Source organism: Dictyobacter sp. Z7_2 (assembly GCF_057551105.1).
This window is the reverse complement of sequence record NZ_BAAJPE010000002.1, coordinates 3239356-3263524: the sequence shown is the minus strand read 5'-3', so window position 1 is coordinate 3263524 and position 24169 is coordinate 3239356. Positions and strand designations below refer to the sequence as shown.

19 protein-coding genes are annotated in these 24169 nt (G+C 49.6%); 5 read left to right on the top strand and 14 right to left on the bottom strand.

Annotation, left to right across the window (positions count from 1 at the left end):
- Positions 1-1196 precede the first annotated feature (1196 nt).
- The 6 genes from AC27N8_RS27280 to AC27N8_RS27255 all read right to left on the bottom strand — a co-directional run bounded on the left by AC27N8_RS27280 (position 1197) and on the right by AC27N8_RS27255 (position 5893).
- Positions 1197-2078 (bottom strand): amino acid ABC transporter permease, encoded by an 882-nt coding sequence (locus tag AC27N8_RS27280; protein ID WP_487071356.1) that lies wholly within the window; start codon positions 2076-2078, stop codon positions 1197-1199.
- 28 nt (positions 2079-2106) lie between these two features.
- A complete protein-coding gene (locus AC27N8_RS27275) occupies positions 2107-2778 on the bottom strand; it encodes an amino acid ABC transporter permease (protein WP_487071354.1) in 672 nt (223 codons plus the stop codon).
- 23 nt (positions 2779-2801) lie between these two features.
- A complete protein-coding gene (locus tag AC27N8_RS27270) occupies positions 2802-3734 on the bottom strand; it encodes an ABC transporter substrate-binding protein (RefSeq protein WP_487071352.1) in 933 nt (310 codons plus the stop codon).
- Positions 3735-3829: 95 nt separating this feature from the next.
- Positions 3830-4570 carry an amino acid ABC transporter ATP-binding protein gene (locus tag AC27N8_RS27265; protein WP_487074760.1) on the bottom strand — a complete coding sequence of 247 codons (741 nt, stop codon included), beginning with the start codon at positions 4568-4570 and terminating at the stop codon, positions 3830-3832.
- Between the two features lie 372 nt (positions 4571-4942).
- Positions 4943-5248, bottom strand: a complete 306-nt coding sequence (locus AC27N8_RS27260; protein WP_487071350.1) for a hypothetical protein — start codon at positions 5246-5248, stop codon at positions 4943-4945.
- A gap of 447 nt (positions 5249-5695) precedes the next feature.
- A complete protein-coding gene (locus AC27N8_RS27255; protein ID WP_487071348.1) occupies positions 5696-5893 on the bottom strand; it encodes a KGG domain-containing protein in 198 nt (65 codons plus the stop codon).
- Positions 5894-6351: 458 nt separating this feature from the next.
- Here AC27N8_RS27255 and AC27N8_RS27250 point away from each other — a divergent pair, with 458 nt between their 5' ends.
- Positions 6352-7728 carry a serine/threonine-protein kinase gene (locus tag AC27N8_RS27250; RefSeq protein ID WP_487071346.1) on the top strand — a complete coding sequence of 459 codons (1377 nt, stop codon included), beginning with the start codon at positions 6352-6354 and terminating at the stop codon, positions 7726-7728.
- A gap of 160 nt (positions 7729-7888) precedes the next feature.
- On the opposite strand, the gene AC27N8_RS27245 is transcribed toward AC27N8_RS27250, so the two are convergent.
- Positions 7889-9667: a CocE/NonD family hydrolase gene (locus AC27N8_RS27245; RefSeq protein ID WP_487071344.1), complete on the bottom strand. Its 1779-nt coding sequence runs from the start codon at positions 9665-9667 to the stop codon at positions 7889-7891.
- 267 nt (positions 9668-9934) lie between these two features.
- Here AC27N8_RS27245 and AC27N8_RS27240 point away from each other — a divergent pair, with 267 nt between their 5' ends.
- The gene (locus AC27N8_RS27240) at positions 9935-10618 is read left to right on the top strand and encodes an FHA domain-containing protein (protein WP_487071342.1); all 684 of its coding nucleotides are present in this window, start codon (positions 9935-9937) and stop codon (positions 10616-10618) included.
- A gap of 66 nt (positions 10619-10684) precedes the next feature.
- Here AC27N8_RS27240 and AC27N8_RS27235 read toward each other — a convergent pair whose 3' ends face one another.
- Both AC27N8_RS27235 and acnA read right to left on the bottom strand, forming a co-directional pair.
- Positions 10685-11515, bottom strand: coding sequence for a nucleotidyl transferase family protein (locus tag AC27N8_RS27235; RefSeq protein ID WP_487071340.1), 831 nt, complete (start codon positions 11513-11515; stop codon positions 10685-10687).
- Positions 11516-11754: 239 nt separating this feature from the next.
- On the bottom strand, positions 11755-14478 hold the full coding sequence (acnA, locus tag AC27N8_RS27230) for an aconitate hydratase AcnA (protein WP_487071338.1): 2724 nt from the start codon (positions 14476-14478) through the stop codon (positions 11755-11757).
- Positions 14479-15038: 560 nt separating this feature from the next.
- Here acnA and AC27N8_RS27225 point away from each other — a divergent pair.
- Positions 15039-16739, top strand: a complete 1701-nt coding sequence (locus AC27N8_RS27225) for a tetratricopeptide repeat protein (RefSeq protein WP_487071336.1) — start codon at positions 15039-15041, stop codon at positions 16737-16739.
- A 59-nt stretch (positions 16740-16798) separates the two neighbouring features.
- Entirely contained in the window at positions 16799-18655 is a 1857-nt protein-coding gene (locus tag AC27N8_RS27220) for a protein kinase domain-containing protein (RefSeq protein ID WP_487071334.1), read from the top strand.
- A 120-nt stretch (positions 18656-18775) separates the two neighbouring features.
- Here the strand turns inward: AC27N8_RS27220 and AC27N8_RS27215 are convergent, their stop codons facing one another.
- From AC27N8_RS27215 to metG, 3 genes are all read right to left on the bottom strand, one after another.
- Positions 18776-19567, bottom strand: a complete 792-nt coding sequence (locus AC27N8_RS27215; protein ID WP_487071332.1) for a glycosyltransferase family 2 protein — start codon at positions 19565-19567, stop codon at positions 18776-18778.
- Positions 19568-19943: 376 nt separating this feature from the next.
- A complete protein-coding gene (locus AC27N8_RS27210; protein ID WP_487071330.1) occupies positions 19944-20096 on the bottom strand; it encodes a hypothetical protein in 153 nt (50 codons plus the stop codon).
- 240 nt (positions 20097-20336) lie between these two features.
- Positions 20337-21935 (bottom strand): methionine--tRNA ligase, encoded by a 1599-nt coding sequence (gene metG / locus AC27N8_RS27205; protein ID WP_487071328.1) that lies wholly within the window; start codon positions 21933-21935, stop codon positions 20337-20339.
- Between the two features lie 550 nt (positions 21936-22485).
- Here metG and AC27N8_RS27200 point away from each other — a divergent pair.
- Entirely contained in the window at positions 22486-22728 is a 243-nt protein-coding gene (locus AC27N8_RS27200) for a sulfurtransferase TusA family protein (RefSeq protein WP_487071326.1), read from the top strand.
- Positions 22729-22770: 42 nt separating this feature from the next.
- Here AC27N8_RS27200 and AC27N8_RS27195 read toward each other — a convergent pair whose 3' ends face one another.
- Both AC27N8_RS27195 and AC27N8_RS27190 read right to left on the bottom strand, forming a co-directional pair.
- A complete protein-coding gene (locus tag AC27N8_RS27195) occupies positions 22771-23256 on the bottom strand; it encodes a hypothetical protein (protein ID WP_487071324.1) in 486 nt (161 codons plus the stop codon).
- Between the two features lie 121 nt (positions 23257-23377).
- On the bottom strand, positions 23378-23965 hold the full coding sequence (locus tag AC27N8_RS27190; protein ID WP_487071322.1) for a hypothetical protein: 588 nt from the start codon (positions 23963-23965) through the stop codon (positions 23378-23380).
- Between the last annotated feature and the right edge of the window lie 204 nt (positions 23966-24169).

The following is a 24169-nucleotide window of genomic DNA, read 5'->3' as shown; positions in this document are numbered from 1 at the left end:
TCAGGAGCTACCGCCTCTCCCCGCTAACCAAGAAAGCAGAGAAGGTACAGGAATACCAGGAAACGCTATATTGGAGTCCACACAGGATAGAGCAGCAACAACATCTCAAGGACTAGATTTAGTCAGAGAGGCTAGCCGTATAAGAAGAGAAAGCACTAGAGGAAGCGGAGGTACTATAGATGCATTACCAGGCTATTCTAGAATAATCGTAAATAGAGGTTTTACTGAGAGCGATCCACCTCCACGTTTTCAAACATTAGATCCTCAGGGCAGCACTGGCACTCAAGACTTGAGAATAAACACTGCACTCACACAAAACAGTCATGGTCCTTTGGTAGAAAGCCCAGGCGAAGTTTTATCACCCAATACAAGATTGCCAATAGGCTGGCGAGAGCGCGATCTCCCCTCCCCACCCTCATCATCAACTGTAGAGAACGCTCCCTCCTCCAGAGAAGAGTTCAGATTGATACGGCAGCGAACTCTGCCAGATACCCCAGTATCCTCTAATGGGAATGATTCAACGATCAGAGGAAATAGACCAGACCTAAATCTGCCATCAACCTCCTCATCCGGAGAGATTGTACAACAACCGATCACAGCAAGCCAGGAAGTCAAGCCAGAGCGAACTCTGCGGCGAACCCAACGATTAAATGGTGCTACTGACTTCCTCAGAAATAAAATTTCCCCATCTGCTCTAGATGGTGCCTCCTCACCCGCAGAGAACGTACTGCCCACCACAGCTAACCAAGGAGATAAGCAGCAAAAGCAGCAAAGCGCCAGACGATCAGATACAGCCAACTCATTTACAAAGATAAGGGTATCAGCCGCCCAAGAGGGTGTGATATTCCGAGATCTTGTGGCCCCACGGGATACGCCAAACAAAAAGCAAGGTGATCCTCCTAAGAGTGGTCAGGGCTCCAAGTACACCACGATAAGAAGTCGAGAATAGAGAAACCGCAGTCTTCCCATAGCATATGAGAGAGCCACATCTGAGGGATTGCACACAAGTTCCCCCAACAGGTTTGAGGTCCTTCCGAGTTCCGCTGCTGAAAAGCAGACCACAGGTGCAACTCGGAAGATCCTCAAAAAGAAGGTCGAGCGATGCGAGGACAGAAGTTAATACCTTATTTTCCCATCTATTAGATGAGGTCTGATGGAACCATGTAATTTGATACACAGCTCCATCAATATCCAGGCTAGAGGCGATCGGAGGAGAGACGACGCTCCATCATGCGGGCCACCACGGAGAGGGGATAACACATGGCGAGATAGAGCAATCCTCCCAGGATAAAGACATACATTTTTTGATTGGGTATAGTCTGCGGCAGAGCCAGACCGTAGGTGACATACTCCAACTCGATCACAGCGATGGCAGAGAGAAAAGCACTATCCTGAATCAGTGTGATAAAGTTGTTTGTCAATGGTGGAATGACGACACGAATCGCCTGCGGGACAACGATATGACGCATGGTCTGGCGAGCGTCCAGTCCCAGACTCATGGCGGCTTCGGATTGTCCTTTATCGACCGAGAGAATACCGGTTCGGAAAACTTCGGTTAAGTATGCTCCATAGTTAAAGCTGAGTCCCAGAATGCCGTAGAAGTAGGAATCAAAGCCATCGGGGACCAGGCTGTTGCTTTGCAGCGTGGTCATAGCATTAAAGAAAATGGTGTGAGGATCAAAGCCAATGTTCGACAGCACGAGTCGGACACCAAAATACCATAAGAAAAGTTGGACCAGCAATGGCGTGCCGCGTATCAACTCGACATAAGCAGTGGCCAGCCAGCGTAAGGGCCAGAATCTGGAGAGGCGGCCCTGGGCACCGATCCAGCCAAAGATAATGGCAAAGATGGCACTCACAAGCGAGACGATCAGTGTCGCCAATGTACCTCCCAGCAGCGCAGGCAGATACAGCAGCGAGAGTCCTCGATAGATGTAGAGATAATAACCAAAATCGCCAACGGCCACGGCTAGCAGCAGATAGTACAGATAGTCGGCTCCCACCATGCGATTGCGTGGCCAGAGATTACCCTGCACATCAGGTGGCTTATCTCGCTGCTTGAGGAATCCAGAAACCATAGTACTCCTTATTCATGCAACTGTACCACTATAAGGCAGCGCGCAAACGACGCTCCAGACCTTTTGCCAGCAAAGAAACAGGCAGGCTCAGTACGAGATAGAGCACGACCGCCAGTAAAAAGAAGGGCATCGGATTACTCCCGTTGCGGCGCAGAAAAGAGTTCAAAACCGACGTCAAATCTGAGCCTGCAATCAGACTCACGACGGCCGAGTCCTTGAGCATATAGATGAAATCGTTCACAAATGGCGGGATCATCAGGGGGATGGCTTGTGGCAATTGAATGCGAAAAAAATTCTGGCCGGATGACAGTCCTAGAGAAAGGGCTGCCTCAGCTTGCCCCTTCTCAACCGATAGAAAACCAGCGCGATAGACTTCCGCCTCATAAGCGGCATAATTCAAAGCAAGTGTTCCGATCCCTGCGGTCCAATCATTGATCCAGAGCGCCCAGGCAGGATTCAGCAGCGCGAAAAGTGCGCCCAATCCATAATAGACAATAAAAATCTGAGCGACTATGGGGGTTCCACGTACGATTTCAATAAAAATGCGGGCTGGACCATGCAACCAGGCAATACGAGAACCATCCATGACAGCCAGCAGCATTCCGAAGACCAGCGCCAGTGGAAAAGAAGCCAGGCAGTAAAAGACGGTATTGCGCGCACCGATCAGAAAAGCGGGCAGGGCGGGCCAGATTACATCCATATCGTTACTCCAGACAACCTGAACTACTTAACACCAATCTGCGCTTGCTGATCGTTCCAAAGACCCCAGTTTTGATAGATCTTCTTCAGCGTCCCATTCCCTTTCAAAATATTCAAAGCTTGATTGAGCTCTTTTTGCAGAGTAGCTCCACTGGAACTATTTTTGTTGACTGCAATCACATAGCCGTTAGCATCGAAGGCCTTGCCGATCAACTTCAAAGCCTGATTGGCAACGCTACCTGAGCCAATGCCCAGCACGTAATAGATGACAATCGCGTAGTCAATCAAGACAGCGTCGATGCGACCCAGCGCCAGATCATTGAAAGGGAGATCGGGATCGTATGATTTCAAAGTGATCTTCTTGTCTTCGCCCAACAGTTCCTCGGCTTTATAACCAGCACCAGTACCAACTTTATAGCCTTCCAGATCTTTTAACGAGAGCGTATCGTTAATCGTCTTACTCGCGAAACGGGAATCATTGGCTCGCACCACGATCTGTTGTCCATTGAGATAATAAGGATCAGTAAAAAGTTCGGTCTTTTTCCTATCGTCGGTAATTTCCCAGCCATTCATGATGACGTCAAAGGCACCAGCCTGCAAAGATTGATCAAGTTGAGTATAGTCGGTCTCAATCTCCTTTTGTGTGACTCCCATCACGGCAGCCAGCGCATTGGCAATATCTATCTCAAACCCGATCAATTTACTGGTTTTAGGATCATGATAAACGTAAGGAGCTCCGTTATCGGAAGTAGCTCCCCACTGAAACACGCCTGAGAGCTTCAATCCTTGATTTGCCACCTGGGCAGTTTTGGTGCCGCTACCGCCAGTAGATGTACCAGTAGAGATATTTCCGCCACAAGCAGCCAGGGCGGATTCAATGACGCTCCCACCAAGGACCAATCCACTCGCCTGACCAACACGCTGCAAAAAGACGCGTCTATTGACATCATGAGTCATTAAGTATGCCTTTCTTAGGAACACACCAGTTCACTACACTAAAATTGAATATGTAGGACAGCAATGAATAAGCATAAAAGTGACGTTGCTCTTGTTTATGGCAAAACTGATAACACGCGCTCAAGAAACAACTTTGTACGCGCCTCTTTGGGTTGGCGGAATAATTCTTCAGGGTCCCCCTCTTCAACAATGGATCCATCAGACATAAAGACCACACGGTCAGAAACATCACGAGCAAATTGCATCTCGTGGGTTACGACGACCATCGTGCTCCCTTCATAGGCCAGATCTTTCATGACCTTGAGCACTTCACCCACAAGTTCAGGATCTAACGCCGAGGTTGGCTCATCGAAGAGCAAGGCACGTGGCTGCATCGCCAGTGCACGTGCGATTGCGACGCGCTGCTTCTGTCCGCCGGATAGACGGCTCGGATAGACATCCCTTTTCTCAAGCAGGCCAACCTTGTCCAGGACGCTCTCGCCAAGGACTACTGCCTGCTCTTTTGGCATCTTACGCACCAATAAGGGGGCCTCAATCACGTTTTGCAGCACGCTCATATGCGGGAAAAGATTAAAATTTTGGAAGACCATCCCTAATTCGCGGCGGATAGGGCTAAGCTGTTTGATCGTCAAGCGTGGATCAAGACGATCTCCTTGAATAAAAACATCGCCAGTGGTGGATTTCTCCAGGCCATTTAAGCACCGGATCAGTGTACTCTTACCCGAGCCACTCGGACCAATCAAGGCAACGACTTCCTGTCTCCTGACCTCAAAATCAATGTCTTTCAGGACGTGCTTATCGCCGAAGTACTTGTTCAGTTTGACAGTGCGAATGATAACATCATCTTTAATCGGAGCAAGATCCGCTAATGATGCATCTTCAACTGTGGGGATATGCTCCTTCTCTGGGTTCATGCATACAGCCTCCATAAAATTTGGTCTATACACAACGTAAGTGGACAACGCTTGCATAAAAAAACACTGGCAGTGTCTTCTCTTAGAGAGATTCTGTTCATTAAAAACTATATCATAAAATGACAGATTGTCCATAAATATTTTTGTAATTATGCGATTCGCGCTGCCAGTTGCAACTGACTGAAACGAATTGTTCTGGTACAAAACAATTCCAGGTCTGAGAGAACTGGAAAAAAAGACCTTCACGCTTCATCTCAACCTGGAATAGAGAGGGCAAACAGTACAGAGCGTAATTTATGTGAGCAGAGGTTCATCAAATCTATTGGTAGCTTTATCAACATTTAAGTGCAGCAAAGCGTTTGTCAGCGGAGCTTTTTGTAGACAGTAGGCGAGAGTTTGGCTATTAATCCAATAATCTTCCGTCTCAATCTGGACTTTAAGACTATCCACAAAAGCGTTACGAGCCTCACTCTCGATCTGTGCTCGGACGTGAACGTGTGAGGAGAGCGCGTTTTCTGCCGCTGTATATGAACTACTCGAAGTGCCAGTTGCAGTTGGATGCTCAAGCAGATCAACGTGCAATTTGTGTCTATTTATCATTGACAGCCTCTAACCATACTATTCTTTCTTATTACTACGTCACTCACAGACGCTTCAGGATCTTGATCCAGTGCAAGACGAGAGGAGATGCGAGGATGCTCACACTCCGAACAACCAATTACTACTATCCAAACCCATTCCATTGCCCATCTTCCAACCCACCCCGACCTCTCTCGACTTACATGGAAAGCATAACTCAATTTTTTCTGCATCAGTAGAGATATTTGTCACTGAGTTACAGGTCAAAAAGTCCCAAACTGAAAAACAGGCGCACACTACTACTAATTCACAGGACTCTCATCTACTGGCACTGAAGCATCCCTCAATGAAATGTACTCTCTACTCACTCGACGCTTAGTAGCTCATAAAGAAAACAATCCTAACAAGCAGAAAGAAAAGGCTCTCAAAGAGATAAACCTTTTCTTTCTGCTTGGACAAGAGTTAACTCTATGCCTGGACATTATATTTGGAACGTCGGCGGCTGATAGAGCCTCCTTTACGTCCTGCAGCCTGGGCCTCTTCGCTGGTCCATTTGTGGGCGGTACCTAAAGCATGAGCAGCTTTTCCGCCCTTGCTGGCAATTTCGCGTTTTTTCTCTGAGGTCATAGAAGCGAAGCCCCGACCCCGACCTTTTTGTGTCTGCATTATCTTTCTCCTCCTAAGAGCAGTATGATTGCCACTCTTAAATTATTCAGGCGGAAGAGTCTAGATGGCTCTATGTTCCCCGCCCGACATGCATTCTCCCTGGTACCTATAGAAGGTTTCGTGGGAATCTTCTCTCCACTACTATTAACAACACGACTCATCTAGTGGTTTAGATACACATGAGACGACCAATTTTTTCTCGTTCGTCTTTTTTAGAATGAATCTGACGAGGCAATTTTGAAGCGGTAAGAGCCAGTAAAAGGTTGCGACAAAGATGCAGATAAAGTGCGCAAGAGGTTGAAAGATCGGGAAGACGTAGCACTATTGTCTCATTCAACTCTAAAACTTTTATAGTCCTCCTGTATACTAAAAATAAGGAAGAATATAAAATGGTCGAGAGTAGCTCTCTTTCTGTGCGATTTATACTCTCACCGCCTTACAATCACGAGGAATTTTGAATGAATATGCTGGTGGGGAAACATCTCGGAGGGTATCGTTTACAACGGCTCATCGAGAGTGGTGGTATGGGCGATATCTACTTAGCTCAACATACACGTATAGGCAGAAGAGTAGCCATCAAAGTGGTATGTGGCGATCTACGCTCGGTTCCAAACACACCCGAGGGAAAACAAGCAGCACAACGCTTTGAGCGTGAAGCACGTGCCGTGGCCGAATTGGAACATGAACATATTTTGCCTCTCTATCACTTTGGCGAAGAAGATCTGGACACGAGTGTTGGACCAATTACGTATCTTGTCATGCCGTACATAACTGAAGGTTCGCTGTGGAACTGGTTGCAGCAGCGGACACAACAATTTGGCTTTGGTTGGCCGATCTCGGCCGAAGAGGCAGGATATTATTTATTACAGGCAGCGGCGGCGCTCCAATACGCCCATGATCATGGTATTATTCATCGTGACATCAAACCAACAAATTTTTTAATTCGCGTTGAACGCGGACCGCTTAAAGATGGTCAATATGCTTATCTGGCTGATATCTTTCCGCATGGCAGGCCCCATTTATTGTTAGCTGATTTTGGCCTGGCCTCATTCTATCGTGCGGGCCGATCGCTGCATCGCTCTGTAGGGACGCCGCTCTACATGGCCCCCGAGCAATTCGATGATCCATCACTGGCATCGTCAGTGCACGTGGGACCCTCCTCTGATCAGTACGCGCTGGCCGTCATGATGTATCAGCTGATGACTGGACGCGCCGTATTTGAAGGGACAGCTGCTCAGCTCCTACACCATCATCATCACACGCCGCCAGAGCCACCAAGTAATCTCAATCCCACGATCCCGCAGGAACTGAATGAAGTCTTCTTTCGAGCTCTGGCCAAAAAACCTGAACAACGCTATCCCGGGATACTCGCCTTCGCGCAGGCCTATGATACCGCCTTACAATCGGCCTTACACAGCCGACAGAACCATCATAGTACCAGCCGTCCGGCCACGATCCAACGCGAAAGCGCGAAGGAACAAAGGACTACCATCAAGGCACGTGAAGCTGCACCATTGAGAACGCAGCACAAGGCCACACAGCATCCCGCAAGACAGGACATGGAGCCCCAAAGAGGCAGCGTTCAAGTTGCTGTGTTAGAGGAAACCGAACAGCCAGTGCGCAATCTGGCTCCCAACGCCAAAGGGAGAGCTATCACTGATCATCACAGCTTATTTTCAGCTATTCCAACCTTCACTGAGTTGCAAAAGACGATACCATTAAACTTCGTACGCATCTCACCTATTTTATCTTTCATACTACTGGCACTGGTCTTTTTATTACTGGTAGCAGTGAGCGTGCTCGCCATCATCCTTTTCGTATTTCACGGGCGATGACATCTCTCACCATCGTATTCAGAGAGCAAGCCAACGTAGCGTTGTGCCCTCGGGCACAATGTCCCAGTAGCTCGTACGAGACTGCACGATCTTGGCGAGCCACGCTGGCCTGCCTGATCGTACGTCGAGTGGGACATCGTGCCCGAGGGCACAACGCTACTTATTGGGGGATTATGGGTAGGGTGATGTATGATGCGTGTTCGGCGTCATGCAAGATTGTTTGCAGAGCAATCACAAGGTCTTGTGGACCATCGGTGCCAAACTCGTGTCCCGTGTTTGGATTACGATCCCAGCGCGGGAAGTTGCTACTAGTGATGTCCAGACGAATGCGATGTCCTTTCAGGAAGAGATTGCTTGTGGACCAGAGATCGATATCGTACTCATACGGCTTATGCGGCTCAAGCAAGGATGGCTCAGCTCCTCTGGAGAAGTCTCGATAGCGAGCTCGAATGATGCCATCGGTTAGATTCTGAGCATAGCCATCGGGATAAACATCGACGAGCCGCGCCACAAAATCTGTATCGAGAGCGCTCGATGTAGCCCAGAGATGAACAAAGATGGGTCCCGTAACCTCTACATCTTGTTCAAGAACGGGGGTTGTATACACCAGAACATCGGGGCGCTGCTCAGTCGGTCGTTGGTCAACAACGCCCGGACGATATTCAGGCGTCATGAGCAGAGCACCACCACGGGTGATAACTGGCTGCGCTGGATCGTAGTCATAATGATCAGGAGACTCATCTGCCGGGGCGGTCGGGCTGAGACTTCCATCGCCTTCGAGGGTATTGGCCTGACCAGCACTATGTAGATAATAGCGAACCTCAGTAGCCCGAGCGAGTGGCCACTCCTGCTCATCACGCCAGCGATTTGCTCCCATGATAAAGAGCTTGATCGGCGCTTCTGAGAGCACACCAGTATCAATATCTTTCAGAAAATGATCAAACCAGCGCAACTGCATGCTAATGATATCGCCTTGCAAGTTGATCAGAGCCGGCGTTGAGGCAAAGCCAAAGTTCTTTTCACCGATGGGATTGGTACTGCCTCCATGAACCCATGGACCAATTAAGAGCTTGGTCTGACGCGCCTCTGGCGTACTTCCATGTTCACGCATGATCTGAAAATTGTCCAGCGTATCATGCAGAAAGACATCGTACCAGCCACCAATATTGAATGTAGGGACAGTCACTTGTTCATGCTTGCCCAGAATAGTCATAGGCTCCAGAAGTTCGCGATCCATTGGATGGTTGATCGCATCAAAAAAGGCTGGCGCGATATTCTTAAAAGTCAGTGGAAGATACTCTTTAAGAGGTAATGACCAATAGCCCTGCGGACCCAGGGTATCGAGGGATTGTACCCAACCATAGAGATCCATGCCCAAGTGAGAGGGATCTGTATCTGCTCGATGTCGGCGTAGCAAGACATCCGCACCCATCATTAATTGCCACGAGGCCGATGTGCCTAGCTCAAGAGCGCCACCCCGGAACATCACTCCATTGAGAGGATCATTCCAGGTAATATACGGTACCATGACCTTGAGCGCTGGCGGATTATGTACAGCCGCAGACCATTGCGTAAAGCCAAAATAAGAAGCTCCAAACATCCCCACCTCACCATTGCTATACGGCAACTCGGCTGCCCAGGCGATCGTATCCACACCATCGAGAGCTTCGCGACGCATAGGGTCCCAATCACCCTCAGAAGCAAAGCGACCACGCGTATCCTGAATAATGACGACATAGCCACGTCGCGCCGCACCAAGAGGATCTATCACACCACCTGCTCCAGGGAGATCCTTCCCATAAGGTAGCCGCGTCAGGAGCACCGGCCAACGTCCATCGCCAACCGGTCGATACACATTGGCACGCAAAACGACCCCATCACGCATAGTGGCAGACACATCAAAATCCACAGTGACTTGCTGACCCGCTTGAGATGACATAACTTTTTTCTTCCTTTTTGCTAAGCTTACTTGACACTACCGTAGTTACAGCAAACATGCTTATAATACAACGTACAAGTAAAAGCTGCTGGCGTTCAGCCACAAAATTGGCGCACAGAAAGCGGCAAAGATTGATGATGACTGGCGATGATGAACCCAGATTCTTGACATGCGTTGACCTCATTCGTTATACTCAGTCCAATGACGGAAGCCTGATGATCCGTCTCTAAAACCTTGCAAAATCGCGTGCAAATAGAGTGGAGCCATATGCCGCAAGAATCAACACCAGGAGCATACCTTGTCCTGCAAAAGGGCTCACTGGTAGGTAAACGTATCGAATTATGGAAAGATTGCACAACTATCGGCAGAAGCCGCGATAGTGATATTTTCCTGGAAGATGTAACCGTTCATCGCAAGCAAGCTCGCATCGTGCTCACGAATTATGGCTACATCCTACGCGACGATCATGGTAGCGGTGATAGTTTTGTCAATGGGCAGATCGTTCAGGAGCAGCTACTCAATAGTGGCGATGAGTTGCAATTTGGCAATACCCATATTACTTTTTTTGCGAATGAGGGGACACGGCCATTTCAGTTACCATCATCGCGTGGCCGCGAATCACAGCTCGCAAAAACGCCCGATCCCAATACAACCATCATTGCCCGCCTGCACCTGACAAATCCCATCAGCAGCGTGCGCAGCATCGAGTTGCTGCCTGGCATGATCATTGGACGCAGTCGCGAATGCGATATATTTCTCGAAGACCTCAGCGTCAGTCGCCATCATGCCACCATCCACGAGATATCCCATGGTCAATACGAAATCGTCGACAACCATTCCGCCACCGGCACCTTTATCAATGGGAACCCGATTACACGCAGCTCATTAAAAGAAGGTGATCAGATCCAGATCGGCAACACGACATTCACATTTCGTTCTTCGCATATTTAAAGCGCAGAAAACCAGCTCTCCCTGTCCAGTAGCGGCACGCATCGTGCGGAGAAAAAGCCCAGAGCGTCAGGAGACCGGACCAAGATGACGACGTAAGTAAGCAATACGTTCGCCATAAAGGTCTACCTCAATACCGTCAGGACGTCTGATGGGAGGCGCATAGGCTCGTGTCTCACGCATGAAGCGCCGCACCGCCCAGGGGATATCATGCTCGTGGAGCGATCCTCCCTGTCGTACCTGGGTCGCTGAGATATCTCGATAGGTCGCAGCAAATGGCTGCGCGTGGACATAACGAGCAAAGCGTACATTCTCTGGTCGCTGGAGTAGCTCAGTTAAATCATTGGCACCAGAGCCACCTCGTGGCACCACCAACAACTGCGCCTGCTGAAATAACGCCTCCAGAGCCGCATCCCGATCCTCATAATAGCGCGGATCAAAAATCTGGACAATCTTATCGAAACCCATCAAAAAAAAGATCCGACGCACCTGCGGAAACGATGCTCGCAACGCCTGCGCCTGCTCCAGATAGAGTCCTCGATTGAAAAGCAGGATATTCACATCCGGCAGGCGCTGCTCAAGCACCGTTTGCAATAATTCTACACGATCAAGCACCAGCGGACGCTCAACATGCTCCTTATCAACCGTCTGCTTGCTAAAGGCCGCGTAGAGATGCATAGATGCATGCGCCTTAGCATACTTGCGAGCTTGCTTCAGTAGCGCCAGATGAGCAATTGTCGGAGGATTAAATGAACCCGTAAAAACAATGACCGCATCACGCGGCTCATGACGAGCGGAAACGCTCAATGCCTGCGGAGCCTCATCCGGATGCAAACGATCAAGCAAGCTCTGGATACGCTTCATTCTCCGCAAAACATAAGGCGAGATATACGTAGACATACAATATTCTCCAGTACATGACACATAAAATGCCCTTCGCCCCCAGCGCAAACGCTCGCCCACGTAGCGGCGCGGCTCCGCCGTGCTGTCAGCAACTCGTATGATTCGGCCTGGGGGCGTCTCTCAAGGGAACCCCATGGGCAACGGTGTCGTACGAGTCACAGACAGCACGGCGGAGCCGCGCCGCTATGTCTGCTTGTTTGCCCTCTTCGGGGGTGCGTATCACTCTCTAAACGTTACTATTCCTGCAATAAGCGTCTTAATACGGTGGGCAGGATGCCTCCGTTTTGATAATAGGTGACGTCGATGGCGCTATCCAGGCGTGCGATGGTCTGGAAGGTGAAGGTTGAGCCATCGGGTCGGGTGGCGCTGACCGTGATCTGCTGGCGCGGCTTGAGGTTCTGGGCAATCCCCTCAATGCTATAGGTCTCGTGTCCAGTCAGGCCCAGGGATTCTTTACTTTCTCCGGGGAGAAACTGGAGCGGGAGAATTCCCATGCCAACAAGGTTGCTGCGATGGATACGCTCGAAGCTTTCGGCGATCGCGGCACGTACTCCTAGCAGCAATGGACCTTTGGCGGCCCAGTCACGCGAGCTGCCGGAACCATATTCTTTGCCTGCGATGATGATCAACGGGACGCCATCCTGCTGATACTGTACTGAGGCATCATAGATGGTTTTCTCTTCTCCATCGGGAAGGTGCAGCGTATAAAAGCCTTCTTTTCCACCCACCAGTTTGTTACGCAGGCGGATATTTCCAAAGGTGCCACGTACCATTACTTCATGATTCCCGCGCCGTGCACCATAGGTATTGAAATCTCGACGCACAACGCCTTGTTCGATGAGATACTTTCCCGCCGGACTCTTCTCGGGGAAGCTGCCTGCTGGCGAGATATGGTCAGTGGTGATGGAGTCATCGACCATGATGAGTACACGCGCTGCATGGATGTCCTGGATGGGAGCCGGTTCGGGTTTGATATCCTGAAAGAATGGTGGCTCCTGCACATACGTTGAGGCCGGGTCCCAGTTGAAGAGAGGACCAGTGGCGTTCGTAAGTGCCTGCCAATGCTCATCGCCATCGAAGACATGCGCGTAGTTCTTCGAGAAGACTTCGGGCGTCACGGCTTGCGCGACTGCTTCTCGCACCTCTTCCTGAGAGGGCCAGATGTCCCGCAGATATACTTTATCTCCATTGGCATCGACGCCGATGGGATCGGTGGTCAGGTCGATATCGACGGTGCCTGCCAGCGCGTAGGCTACGACGAGGGGAGGCGAAGCCAAAAAGCTCGCTCGCACCTGAGGATGAATACGTCCCTCAAAGTTACGATTGCCACTCAGAACAGCCGCCACAATCAGATCGTTATCCTGCACCGCTTCGGCGACCGGCTCGGACAATAAACCACTGTTTCCGATACACGTGGTGCAGCCAAATCCGACCAGATGGAAACGTAGCGCCTCCAGATAGGAGACAAGATTGGCATTCTCCAGATAATCCATAACCGCACGCGATCCCGGAGCCAGACTGGTCTTCACCGCTGGATTCACGGAAAGTCCTCGCTCAACCGCACGCTTGGCAACCAGGCCAGCGGCAATCATAACCGAAGGGTTGGAGGTATTGGTACAGCTTGTGATGGCTGCAATCGCGACTGAGCCATTGCGTAAGTGCGTCTGTACACCGCCCAGATCGATCATGATAGGCTTCTCGGCCACTGCTGTGGCTGCACCGCCGCCGCTGCTCGATCCATTGAAACGATCGGCATACGCGCTACGGAAAGCCTGCGATAAGGCACTCATCGGCACGCGATCCTGGGGACGACGTGGTCCTGCCAGACTGGGAACAATCGTACCCAGATCGAGTTCGAGGAGATCATCAAACTGAGGCTCGGGAGTATCGTCGGTGCGGAAAAGTCCCTGGGCTTTGGTATAGCGCTCCACCAGATCGACCAGTTTAGAATCGCGGCCAGTGTCGCGCAGATAGCGCAGCGTGATGGCGTCTACAGGGAAAAGCGTCGCGGTGGCTCCAAATTCGGGCGACATGTTCGAGATGGTGGCGCGATCAGCCAATCCCAATTGACTCAATCCAGGTCCAGTAAACTCGACAAACTTCGCGACGACTCCACGCTTGCGCAGCATCTGTGTGACGGTCAGGACCAGATCGGTGGCGGTCGTCCCTTCCGAGAGACTACCCGTCAGACGCATACCAATCACTTCAGGCGTCAATAAGTAGAGCGGTTGTCCCAGTAAGACCGCCTCGGCTTCGATGCCTCCAACGCCCCAGCCCAGGACTCCCAGGCCATTGATCATGGTCGTATGTGAGTCTGTACCGACCAGTGAGTCTGGATAAGCCACGGTCTCTCCGGCATCATCTTTCGTCATGACGACCGATGCGAGATATTCCAGGTTCACCTGATGACAGATGCCGGTTCCCGGTGGAACAACGCGGAAATCACTAAAGGCTTGTTGCCCCCAGCGCAGCAAAGCATAGCGCTCGCTGTTACGCTCATACTCGCGCTCAACGTTATGCTCAAAAGCCAGAGTAGAGCCATAAGAATCGACCTGCACCGAATGGTCGATCACGAGATCGGCGGGCACCAGCGGATTAATTTTTTGCGGGTCCCCGTTGAGACGCGCTACCGCCGAACGCATGGCGGCAAGATCGGCCACGGCAGGCACGCCAGTAAAATCCTGCAACAGCACGCGTCCCGGCAGAAATGGATATTCGGCCTCGTTGGATGCTGCTTTACCTGGTGTCCAGGCAGCGAGAGAGAGAACATCCTCTTCGGTCACCAGCTCGCCACCGGCATGACGTAACAAGTTTTCGAGAATAATTTTAATTGTAAATGGAAGGCGGTCAAGACCCCCCACACCACGCTCCGCTAGTGCTGCCAGGCGATAGTAATGGATCGTATCGGTTCCACCATCCAATGTTGCACGAGCACCAAATACATCTTTGTACAAATTCATAAGCCAATCCTTTTAGAAGTATTTTTGTGTAGGGAGACAGGTGCTGCACCAACGTGTGCGCGAGCCAGACCTACAAAATCAAAGAGCAAACATACCCATCCTTATTATATAGCATACAAAAGTCCTTTGTGAGCACTAGCAGCACCTTAAAAACAGGTAGGACCGGCAGAACAAATACTTGTTTCTTTCTCTCGGATGTCGAGAAGGCAGAGGTACTAGTACTGAAACCAAAATCATAGACTCTTCCGTTAACCATAGTGAGAGAGGATCACTCGCAACAACCCATCCACGCGCCAAAAAGAGGGAAGATTCTGAGCAAAAATAGCGTAAAAGCTCATCAGTAAGCGTTTATTCATCAAGAAGATATTTTTGGCATCTGAACGATAGCAGATAATGCAATAGAAAATTGAAATATATGCCTATAAAGAGTCCGCTTTAAGTTGCAGAACAGTGGTACACTATGTGCAAATACCAGCAAAGCAGTAATACTTTCGAGATAGTAGAGAAACGATACATTCTATGCACACAATTTTTGCGTAGGACAGGGAGGACGGACGGTTATGGGGAAGTGCTTGGACTTCAAAAGTTGCGGGTTTGACAATCGAAATGAGGCACGTTTCTGTTCACATTGTGGCATTCCGACCCGAGATACGGTGTTGCAAGGACGCTACCAGATTCAATCCTTGATTGGCAAAGATCGTGGAACGGCTACCCTCCAGGCAATGGATCAACATACACAACAACCTGTAACGGTAAGAGCACTCATACCTAAAGATACCAGTGCGCAAGAGCGTGAAGATTTTTTACAGGATGCCGAATTAGCCGTTTCGCTCTCCGCAAATGTGAGTGATCCTGGCAGCATCCGCGTGCTTGATTATGGACAGGATGGTCCTGTCGTCTTTATGGTGAAAACGATGCCGCATCCTGCCATCACGACAACACCTGTAACGACATCGCCGGTAGCAACTCTGTCACGCATTGTTAATCGTATATCTAGTGACCTTTTTCCATCCACGTCCGCACAGATGGCCAGTGGCGATGAGGATGCGACACAGCTACGCATCGCGGTCCCGATGAGCGCGCCGGTTGCTCAGCCAGCACATACACCCAGGCCCGAAAGCCGTAATTGGTTACAGGAAGGCCATCAGGCATACGAGCAGAGCAATTATGAGCAGGCACTGATTGCGTATAAGATGGCCACCCAACAAGATGCTTCCTCGATTGAGGCCTGGAGCGGCAAAGGCACAACATTATTGCATCTAGGTCAGGCGGAAGAAGCATTGCAGGCCTATGATCAGGCACTCGCCCTCAGCTCACGCGATCCAGAATTATGGACATCGCGTGCGAATGTCCTGCACGATCTTCAACGCACCGATGAGGAGATGTATTGTTACGATCAGGCACTGACCTTCGATCCCGATTATGTCTATGCCTGGAGCGGACGCGGGATGGCTCTGGCGGAACAGGGACAGCCTGAAGAGGCTCTGGTAGCGTTCGATCGCGCCCTGCTGCTTGATCCTCAGCAGAGCACGATCTGGCAGGCCATGGGCGATACACTCTATAGCCTGCATCGCTACGACGAGGCACTGATCGCAATCGATCGCGCCTTTGCCCTCGACGATAGTCAATCCTCGCTGTGGGATACGCGGGGAAATATCTTACGTCGCCTGCGACAAACCGATCAAGCGCTGGCACTGCATGAGCAGGCGGCCAAGCTTGATCCAACCAATGCAACGATCTGGTTCGATAAGGCCAATGATCTACGCGACCTGCGTCGCTATGGAGAAGCGTTGGTAGATTACGACCAGGCATTGGGACTCGACCCAACTTTGGCTGGCGCGTGGTATAATCGAGGGAATGTATTAGCAGCACTACGAATGTATGAGGATGCGTTGGATTCATATGATCATGCCTTGCAAAACGATGACGGCCTGATTTCTGCCTGGTATAATAAAGGGAGCTTATTACATGAATTACAACGACATCAAGAAGCGCTGGCCGCCTTCGACCGCGCCTTAGCACTCGACGTGCACTATATTGCCGCCTGGAACAATAAGGGGCTCTCTCTCTTTGCGCTTGGACGGCTCGATGAAGCATTGGCAGCGTTAGATCAAGCAACCTCCTTTGCGCCCGACGAACCCGACGCCTGGTATAATAAGGCAGTCGTGCTCGAAAAGATAGGTCGCAAGCCAGAAGCCGTCTCGTGTCAGGAATGGGCACGTTCTCTCGATCAACAAGCCAAACAGAAGCAGGAAATTTAAGTCTAGAAGAACACCCGACACCCGCTCACTCATGGGTGTCACGCATATACGGAGGAGGAATGCGACTGCGACGCTGCGCCGATGAGGTTGACTGCGGATATGACAACCGGGACAGCGAGCTTTTTTGTAGAGCATGTGGATTGCCGTTATTAGAAACTGCTTTGGCCGGTCGGTATTTGGTGGAAGAGTTGTTGAGCAAGGGTGGCTATGCAGCAGTATTCCGCGGCATAGACCAGAATCTATCTCGCCACATTGCCATCAAAGTGCTGCTACCCAGTAAAACTACGCCGAATGAACGCGATCATTTCTTGCGTGAAGCACGGATCGCTGCAACGCTCGATCATCCAAACATTGCCCCCATACTCGATTATGGGAAGGATGGCTCTAGCGTCTTTCTGGTCATGCCCTTGTATACAGATGGCTCTTTACGTACCCGGTTGGCTGAGGTGAATGGACCATTACCGATCCAGGAAGTGATCAGTGATTTCCATCAGCTGGCTCATGTGCTGTATTACGCTCATACCCGTCAACGCCCGATCATCCATCGGGATATAAAACCAGAAAACATTTTGATCCATCAAGAGGATTACCGCTTGATGATTACTGATTTTGGCATCGCTCGTTCCCTGGAACCGGGGACCAGCGTTGGCAAAACGATCACTGTCCGTGGCACGGTCGGCTACATGGCTCCTGAGCAAAGTAGCGGCATCATCGACCCGCGCAGTGATCAATATGGCTGTGCAGTCGTGCTCTACGAGATGCTCACAGGCTATCATCCCCTCGACCCACGTGGAGGTGCCATTCCAGCCGTGACCTCGCTCAATCCCGAACTGCCACCACAACTTGATGCTGTCCTGCAACGTGCCCTCGCACCACGGCCCGAGGATCGCTACGTCGATATGCTGGATTTTATGCACGCTTTCGATGCGGCCTATCGTCCCGCGCCCAGAGTGCGTAATTCGCTCTCCAATTCCGGTATGGCCGAGCCAGCGATCGCGCTACCGCGCAACCTGACCCATCCCGGTCAGGCGAATGCATCTATCGTCAGAAGCCGAAATACGAATCGAAATCTACCCAGAAGTATCAATAGGAGCACTAATAGAAGTACCAATAAAGGTCAAGTCCATCCCAGTAGTTCATATAATTCGCAACCTGAACAACAACCATATCAAGCAAGAGTTAATTTTAGCACTGGCAGCATTCGTGAAAAGTGTCGCGAAGGAGATCAATATCTGAAGCAGCAGCTCTACTCACAGGCTCTACAGGCATACGAAGATGCCTTGCGTATGGACCAATTTAATTTTTATGCCTGGAACGGAAAAGGGACTGCACTCTATAATCAACAAAATTATCGCAAAGCTCTTGAATCATATCAACGTGCCACCGAAATAGAACCTAACAACGCCGTTGTCTGGGTCAGCGCCGGATTAGTCTTGAATCGGCTCCTGCGCTATCAGCAAGCGCTCGTGCACTTCGAACGCGCCCTGGGAATCGACCCCACCTACGTCGCCGCCTGGAACGGGAAAGCTGACACCCAATTAGATATGAATCTTCCAGAAGAAGCCTGGGAGTCCTATGAAAAAGCACTCAAAATCGATGCCCGTAGTTTCCACGCCTGGAACGGCCTCGGGAATGCTCGCTCATGCCTGCACGACTTCAATGGAGCCGTCGACGCCTATACCCGCGCCTTGATGATTAATCCACGCAGTGCCGTGGCCTGGTGCAATAAAGCGGAAGCGCTGATCCATCTGGGACACAATAAGGCCGCCCTCGACGCACTCAGTGAGGCGACCGAAATGGATAAAAATTATTCACGCGCCTGGCTCCTCAAAGCCGAAGTCTTTGAGTCGCTCGGCAATAACCAGGAAGCCCAGAAGGCCCGCCGCCGCGCCAACCGCTGGGGCTTCAAATCCTAAGTAGCGTCGCACGCTCGCGTGCGATGTCCCACTTGACGTACGATCAAGCACATCTACGTTGCATGCCGACATCGAGCGTTTCGTACGAGTTACTGGGACATCGCACGTGAGCGTGCGACGCTACTTGGGTTTGAGAGCAAATCTGATTAATTCGCCGATGGCTCGCAGGATAACACGAGGATGGGCTCCAGTAGCCTGTCCTTCGCGGCGCGGGAGATGCTGGACACCTACCTCGGTATAGGTATGGCCGGCACGCATAAACTTATACAGGATTTCGGTATTAATCATTGCGCCATGGGTCTCCAGATTGAGCGTCTGAAAAAAGTCGGCGTGATAGAGTTTAAAGGCGCAGTCGATGTCACGTAAACGGACGTTGAGCACGATATGGATTAGTTGCTTCCAGCCCCAGGCGTTGACTTTGCGTGGCCAGGGGTCCCGGCGCGGATTGCGATAGCCGAAGACGGCATCATATTGCTCGATCAGGGGGAAAAAGTTTGCAAGGTCGCTGATATCAAATTGCCCATCTGAGTCCATGAAGAAGACCAGATCTTTCTGGATGGCACTAAAACCGCTGACTAATGCAGATCCATAGCCTTTGTTGGCAGCATGGTTCAGGAGACGGATATGAGTATCACTATGCGTTAGAAGCTCTACAATATCCTGGGTGCGATCCTTACTGCCATCATTGACCACGATGATCTCGAAATCGTCGGTCCAATTTTTGAGAGCCCGCGCGACCATGATGACTGTTTTTTGGATGATCGCCTCTTCGTTATAGGCCGGCAGCACAACAGAGATACTATATGGTATGGTGGGTCTTAAGCTCGGTTCTGACATTGGCGCGCTTGGCTGTACTGAAAATGTCTCAACATGTGTCGAATGCATTTCAGCAACTTTATGTTGTCGTCTCATCGCATGAAAACCTCTCTCCCAACTGATGATCATCATCGCCCCACGGTCCCTTCCATCAATGAAACGTCGTTCATGTCGCATCAAAGCAGTGACGCATTGAAACAATGGAGTAGTATTCGCCAGGTATTACACTATCAGTCTACCAGTGAAGGCCAAAAATAAAAATTGGATGCGAAGGAGATGACGACATCCGGCCAAACAAGCTAACGGATCTCTTTATCTCCTTCTCATCCAACGAGACACTCGGGGGGATAAGACTCCAACTTCATAAAAACGATGAAGGCAGGTAGAGTGTTTTTATGGATGCGACGTGGAGCCAGGTATTTGGAACCCTTGCATTTTCACGACTAGAACATCTACACGTATACTACAATACTTATTCAAAGAGGATGTCATCCAGTTGAGAATAATCAGAACTGCGGCGCGGCCAATCCTTCTGGGCGGTGCGCCAGATCAAGGCTAAATTTACTAATACAGCACTAAGCAAAACGGCAAGTACGATGATAAATGTCACGAGAAATGCAACCATGGTGTCCCTTGCCTTCTTCTGGAGTACAACCTCCAACTGTGCATTTTGATTGTTACGTAGATATAGACGTAGAAAATGTTTTATAATCAAAGCTGTGTCAGCGTAATTGGAACGAATGTCTCTACACAATCACTTTGTCTTCCTGATGCTTTTAATCTACCTCTTTCTACATACAGTACGAGACGTGGCCACTGCTCTCTGCACCACTATTATGAGAATAGTATAAGGCACCCACAAAATTTACAGGCTGGCAGCGATCTCTGCGTCGATACGCGGGAATAATAACGCCCCCGGCACTATTTGTGTCAGCGACACACTCCCCCACTGCGTGTCATACTCCCAGGCACCGGCTTGCACGGGAACTAAACCTAGCTGCTCCAGAATACGATTGCTGGAGGTTGGAATAAATGGTGCCAGCAGGATGGCAATAATGCGCGTTGCTTCGGCAGCATGATATAAAACGGTATCCAATTGCTGTGCTTGCTCGGGATCTTTGGCCAATTTCCAGGGCGCATTCTGCTCGATATATTGGTTGATCCGGCGGACAAGTATCCAGATCGTGTTCTGAGCCTGAGCAATCTCCCATTTATCGAGCGCCTGCTCAGCCCGTTGACGCGTTACCGCCGTCAATTCCTGCACCTCTAATTCCCAGGCACCTGCTGGGCCACTGACAGGCACACTCCCCTGCCGATAGCGCTTGATCATAGAAACAACACGATTCAATAAATTTCCTAAATCGTTGCCAAGCTCATCATTATAGAAGCGCAGCAAGCCTGTACGAGAAAAATCGCCATCGGACGCAAACGAGAGTTGACGCGCCAGATAGTAACGCACCGCGTCTACGCCAACTTTGTCGACCAGCGCGATAGGATCAATCACATTGCCCAGCGTCTTTGAAATGCGCTGACTTTCAATGGAGAGAAAACCATGGACGGCGATCTGTCTGGGCAGAGGCAGGTCAGCGGAGAGCAGCATGGCCGGCCAGTAGAGACAGTGGAAACGGGTAATATCCTTGCCGATCACATGCGCATCCGCAGGCCAATAGCGCTCGAACTTTTGCTGATCATCGGGAAAACCAACGGCTGTCAGGTAATTCGTCAAAGCGTCGAACCAGACATAGATCACGTGCTGAGGATCATCAGGCACGGGAATCCCCCAGCCTTCGATACCCGGACGCACCAGACGCGAGACCGAAAAGTCACGCAGTCCCTGATGAATGAGTCCGATCACCTCGGCTTTGCGCGAGGCCGGCACGATAAAATCCGGATGCGACTCGATATGCTCTAAGAGTCGTTGACCGTATTTGGAGAGCGCAAAAAAGTAGTTCTCTTCGTGCAGCCATTCGGGCGAGACCGTCGGATGATTAGGACAGCGTCCCTCGATCAATTCCTCGGTAGCATAAAAAGTGTTACAGTTGGGACAGTACCAGCCAGAATAAACGTCCTTATAGATGTCCCCTCGCGCCTGCGCTCGTCGGAACATCTCCTGCGAGGCACGCGTATGACGCTCTTCAGTGGTACGCATCCAATAATCGAAGGAGACATCAAGCGCTTTCCAGGCGCGTCGAAACGTCTTGTCGAGCATATTCACCCAGGCATGCGGATCAATATCGCGTGCATTGGCCGCCTCCAGAACGTGTAAACTATTCTCATCCACGCCCATACTAAAAAACGTATCGTGTCCACGCAAACGATGATACCGCGCAACGATATCAGCCGCGACTTTCTCAAGCGCATGGCCGATATGCGGCGCTCCGTTGGGATAATCGATGGCCGTGGTGACGTAGTAGCGTTGGGAAGCGGGATCACTAACATGCTCATCAACGTGCTCAATCGTCATAAAGCAAACTCCTATCTATCAGCAATCAGCAAGCAAATGCATAAAAAAAGAGGAGTACAGAATGTCATCTGTACTCCTCGTATATAATTTTCCGTCGGGTTTACCGTTTCAGCGTTTCACAGCCCGGGCAGAAGGAGGACAAAGACATTTGGCGACATACCATGGTCATCATCATGAGAGACCCTGGCATCCAGCAGCGCATGACATGCATTGTAGAGAAAGAGGCTGGCTGTAGTTGTCGCAAAATATGTCTACTCCTTATGAATGTGGCTATACATCTACTAAAACAATATGTGGAGTCTGGATATTCCAGCAGATATTTCAATGGTTGAGAAGAAACTATCTATGTAAAGTGTAGCATAAACGTTCTTTTTGTCAAGATCCAGAGGTGACAAGATTTATCTATAGCTCATTGATCAAGATTGTCATAAATATACATATTAGTCAGGGCTAAGGTATGTTACAATAATGGCAAGCTCATCATACTATGATTATTTCAGGCACAGCATCGAGCATCAGCACCATTTCTTGCGAAAGGCTTCAATACAATATGGATGTTTCAAATCCCACCACACGAGTAGATAAGATTCTCGATTTAGGGACCGAAGGATGCAGTCGTTTACTGGAAAATATCGCCGACGCCCTCAAAGATCTACAATCAGGTCAAACGCTCCTCGTCATCGCCAATGATCCGGCCGCCCCGCTGGACATCAAAGTCTGGAGCCGTCAAACGGGAAATACACTGCTGAATGCTAATCTGACCACGAACGAGTTCCTCATCAAAAAAAAATAACCTGAGCCATCTATTATCTATATCGTCACTTAGATACGCAGATCAGTATAGTCTGTTCCGCTGCTGATAGGTTGGAATATTTCTTCTGCGGTTAAGGATCACGTTTAAGATAAGATTTATACACAGAAAAGTAGCAATGACAATTAATACATTCCCAAGTGCGCTAAGTGCAGCCCACATCGAATACAAAAAGGGTATAGCAATCACCGCACTAACTGCTGCAACAATCAACCTTAAATGAAATCTATAGATGCGGGTCTCCTTTGGACGCAGGAAAAGTATCCATCCCACGAGGAAATCAAAAGACAATAAACAAATAAATGTCAGTAGAGCACCAATAAAACCTTTCTCTTGACCATCAAAATCATAGAGCAGCAGACTCCACCATACACCAATCATCAAAGATATAACAATAATAATAGTTAAAAAAATGCGCTTCTTTAACTTTTGTTTTCTCAATGAAACACCGGATGTCAGTTTTTCTCTCTGATCTACTTGATGCTCAAAATGATTTTCCTGAAAATACATAAACACCTCCATTCAGTCGCCTATTTTACAGGTTGCATTGCGTAAAATTGCCAAAGCACTGACTCACCTTCCGTACTTCTACCTTAACACAACCTGCGTCAGGGAAAGCCAATTCCAGCATTTAGAGGCTAGCCGTTGTACAGTCATCAAGTAGTCGAATTGAAGAGAGAGCATCGTTAGGAATTGCTCCATATGGAAAATTAGCAGAAGTATGAGGATTAAAATGCTGGCTAACACCATTACCATTTATATCTTTATAAAAATAGCCATCAGAACATCCTGCTAAAAAATGACTGGCTTGATCATTCCAGTTAAACGACCAGCAGAATGGCGCAGGGCCACAATAATCAGTCATATTGACAAAACCAGTGCCAAGAAAACATAGAGTAAATCCCCCGGCATTGATATCTACGGTGAGTTCAAGAGCAGCAATTGAACACTCGGTCGTATATGTAAGTGGCTGTAGTATCCCTACCTGTTTTACTACCTTTCCGATCTGTAAACAGGTAGTAGTGGCTGGTTGTGAACCATGTAGTTGGACTTGTAGAACTGAACAATCAGGTGCAGTTGTCTGGGACGGAGTAGTTTTTCCTGCGGCTTGTGCCACGTTAAAGGATGAAAAAACAAAAATTACTATAACCGACGAAAAGATCGCAATCCTTGACAAAATCAGAGGTACATACCTTGTATTATGAATCATTAAAAACATTGAATCCTTCCATGCTCCATTTTTACAAAAAAGATTGTAACATTGTCAATGTACATATGTAAATACAGCCACTCAGGTATATTCATTACAGAATAGTATATGCTTCTTTTTTTGCAGTCGCACGCTCGCGTGCGATGTTCCTGTAACTCGTACGATCAGGCCCCAGCGTGGTGTGCCGAGATGCTGCTGTCTCGTACGTCGAGT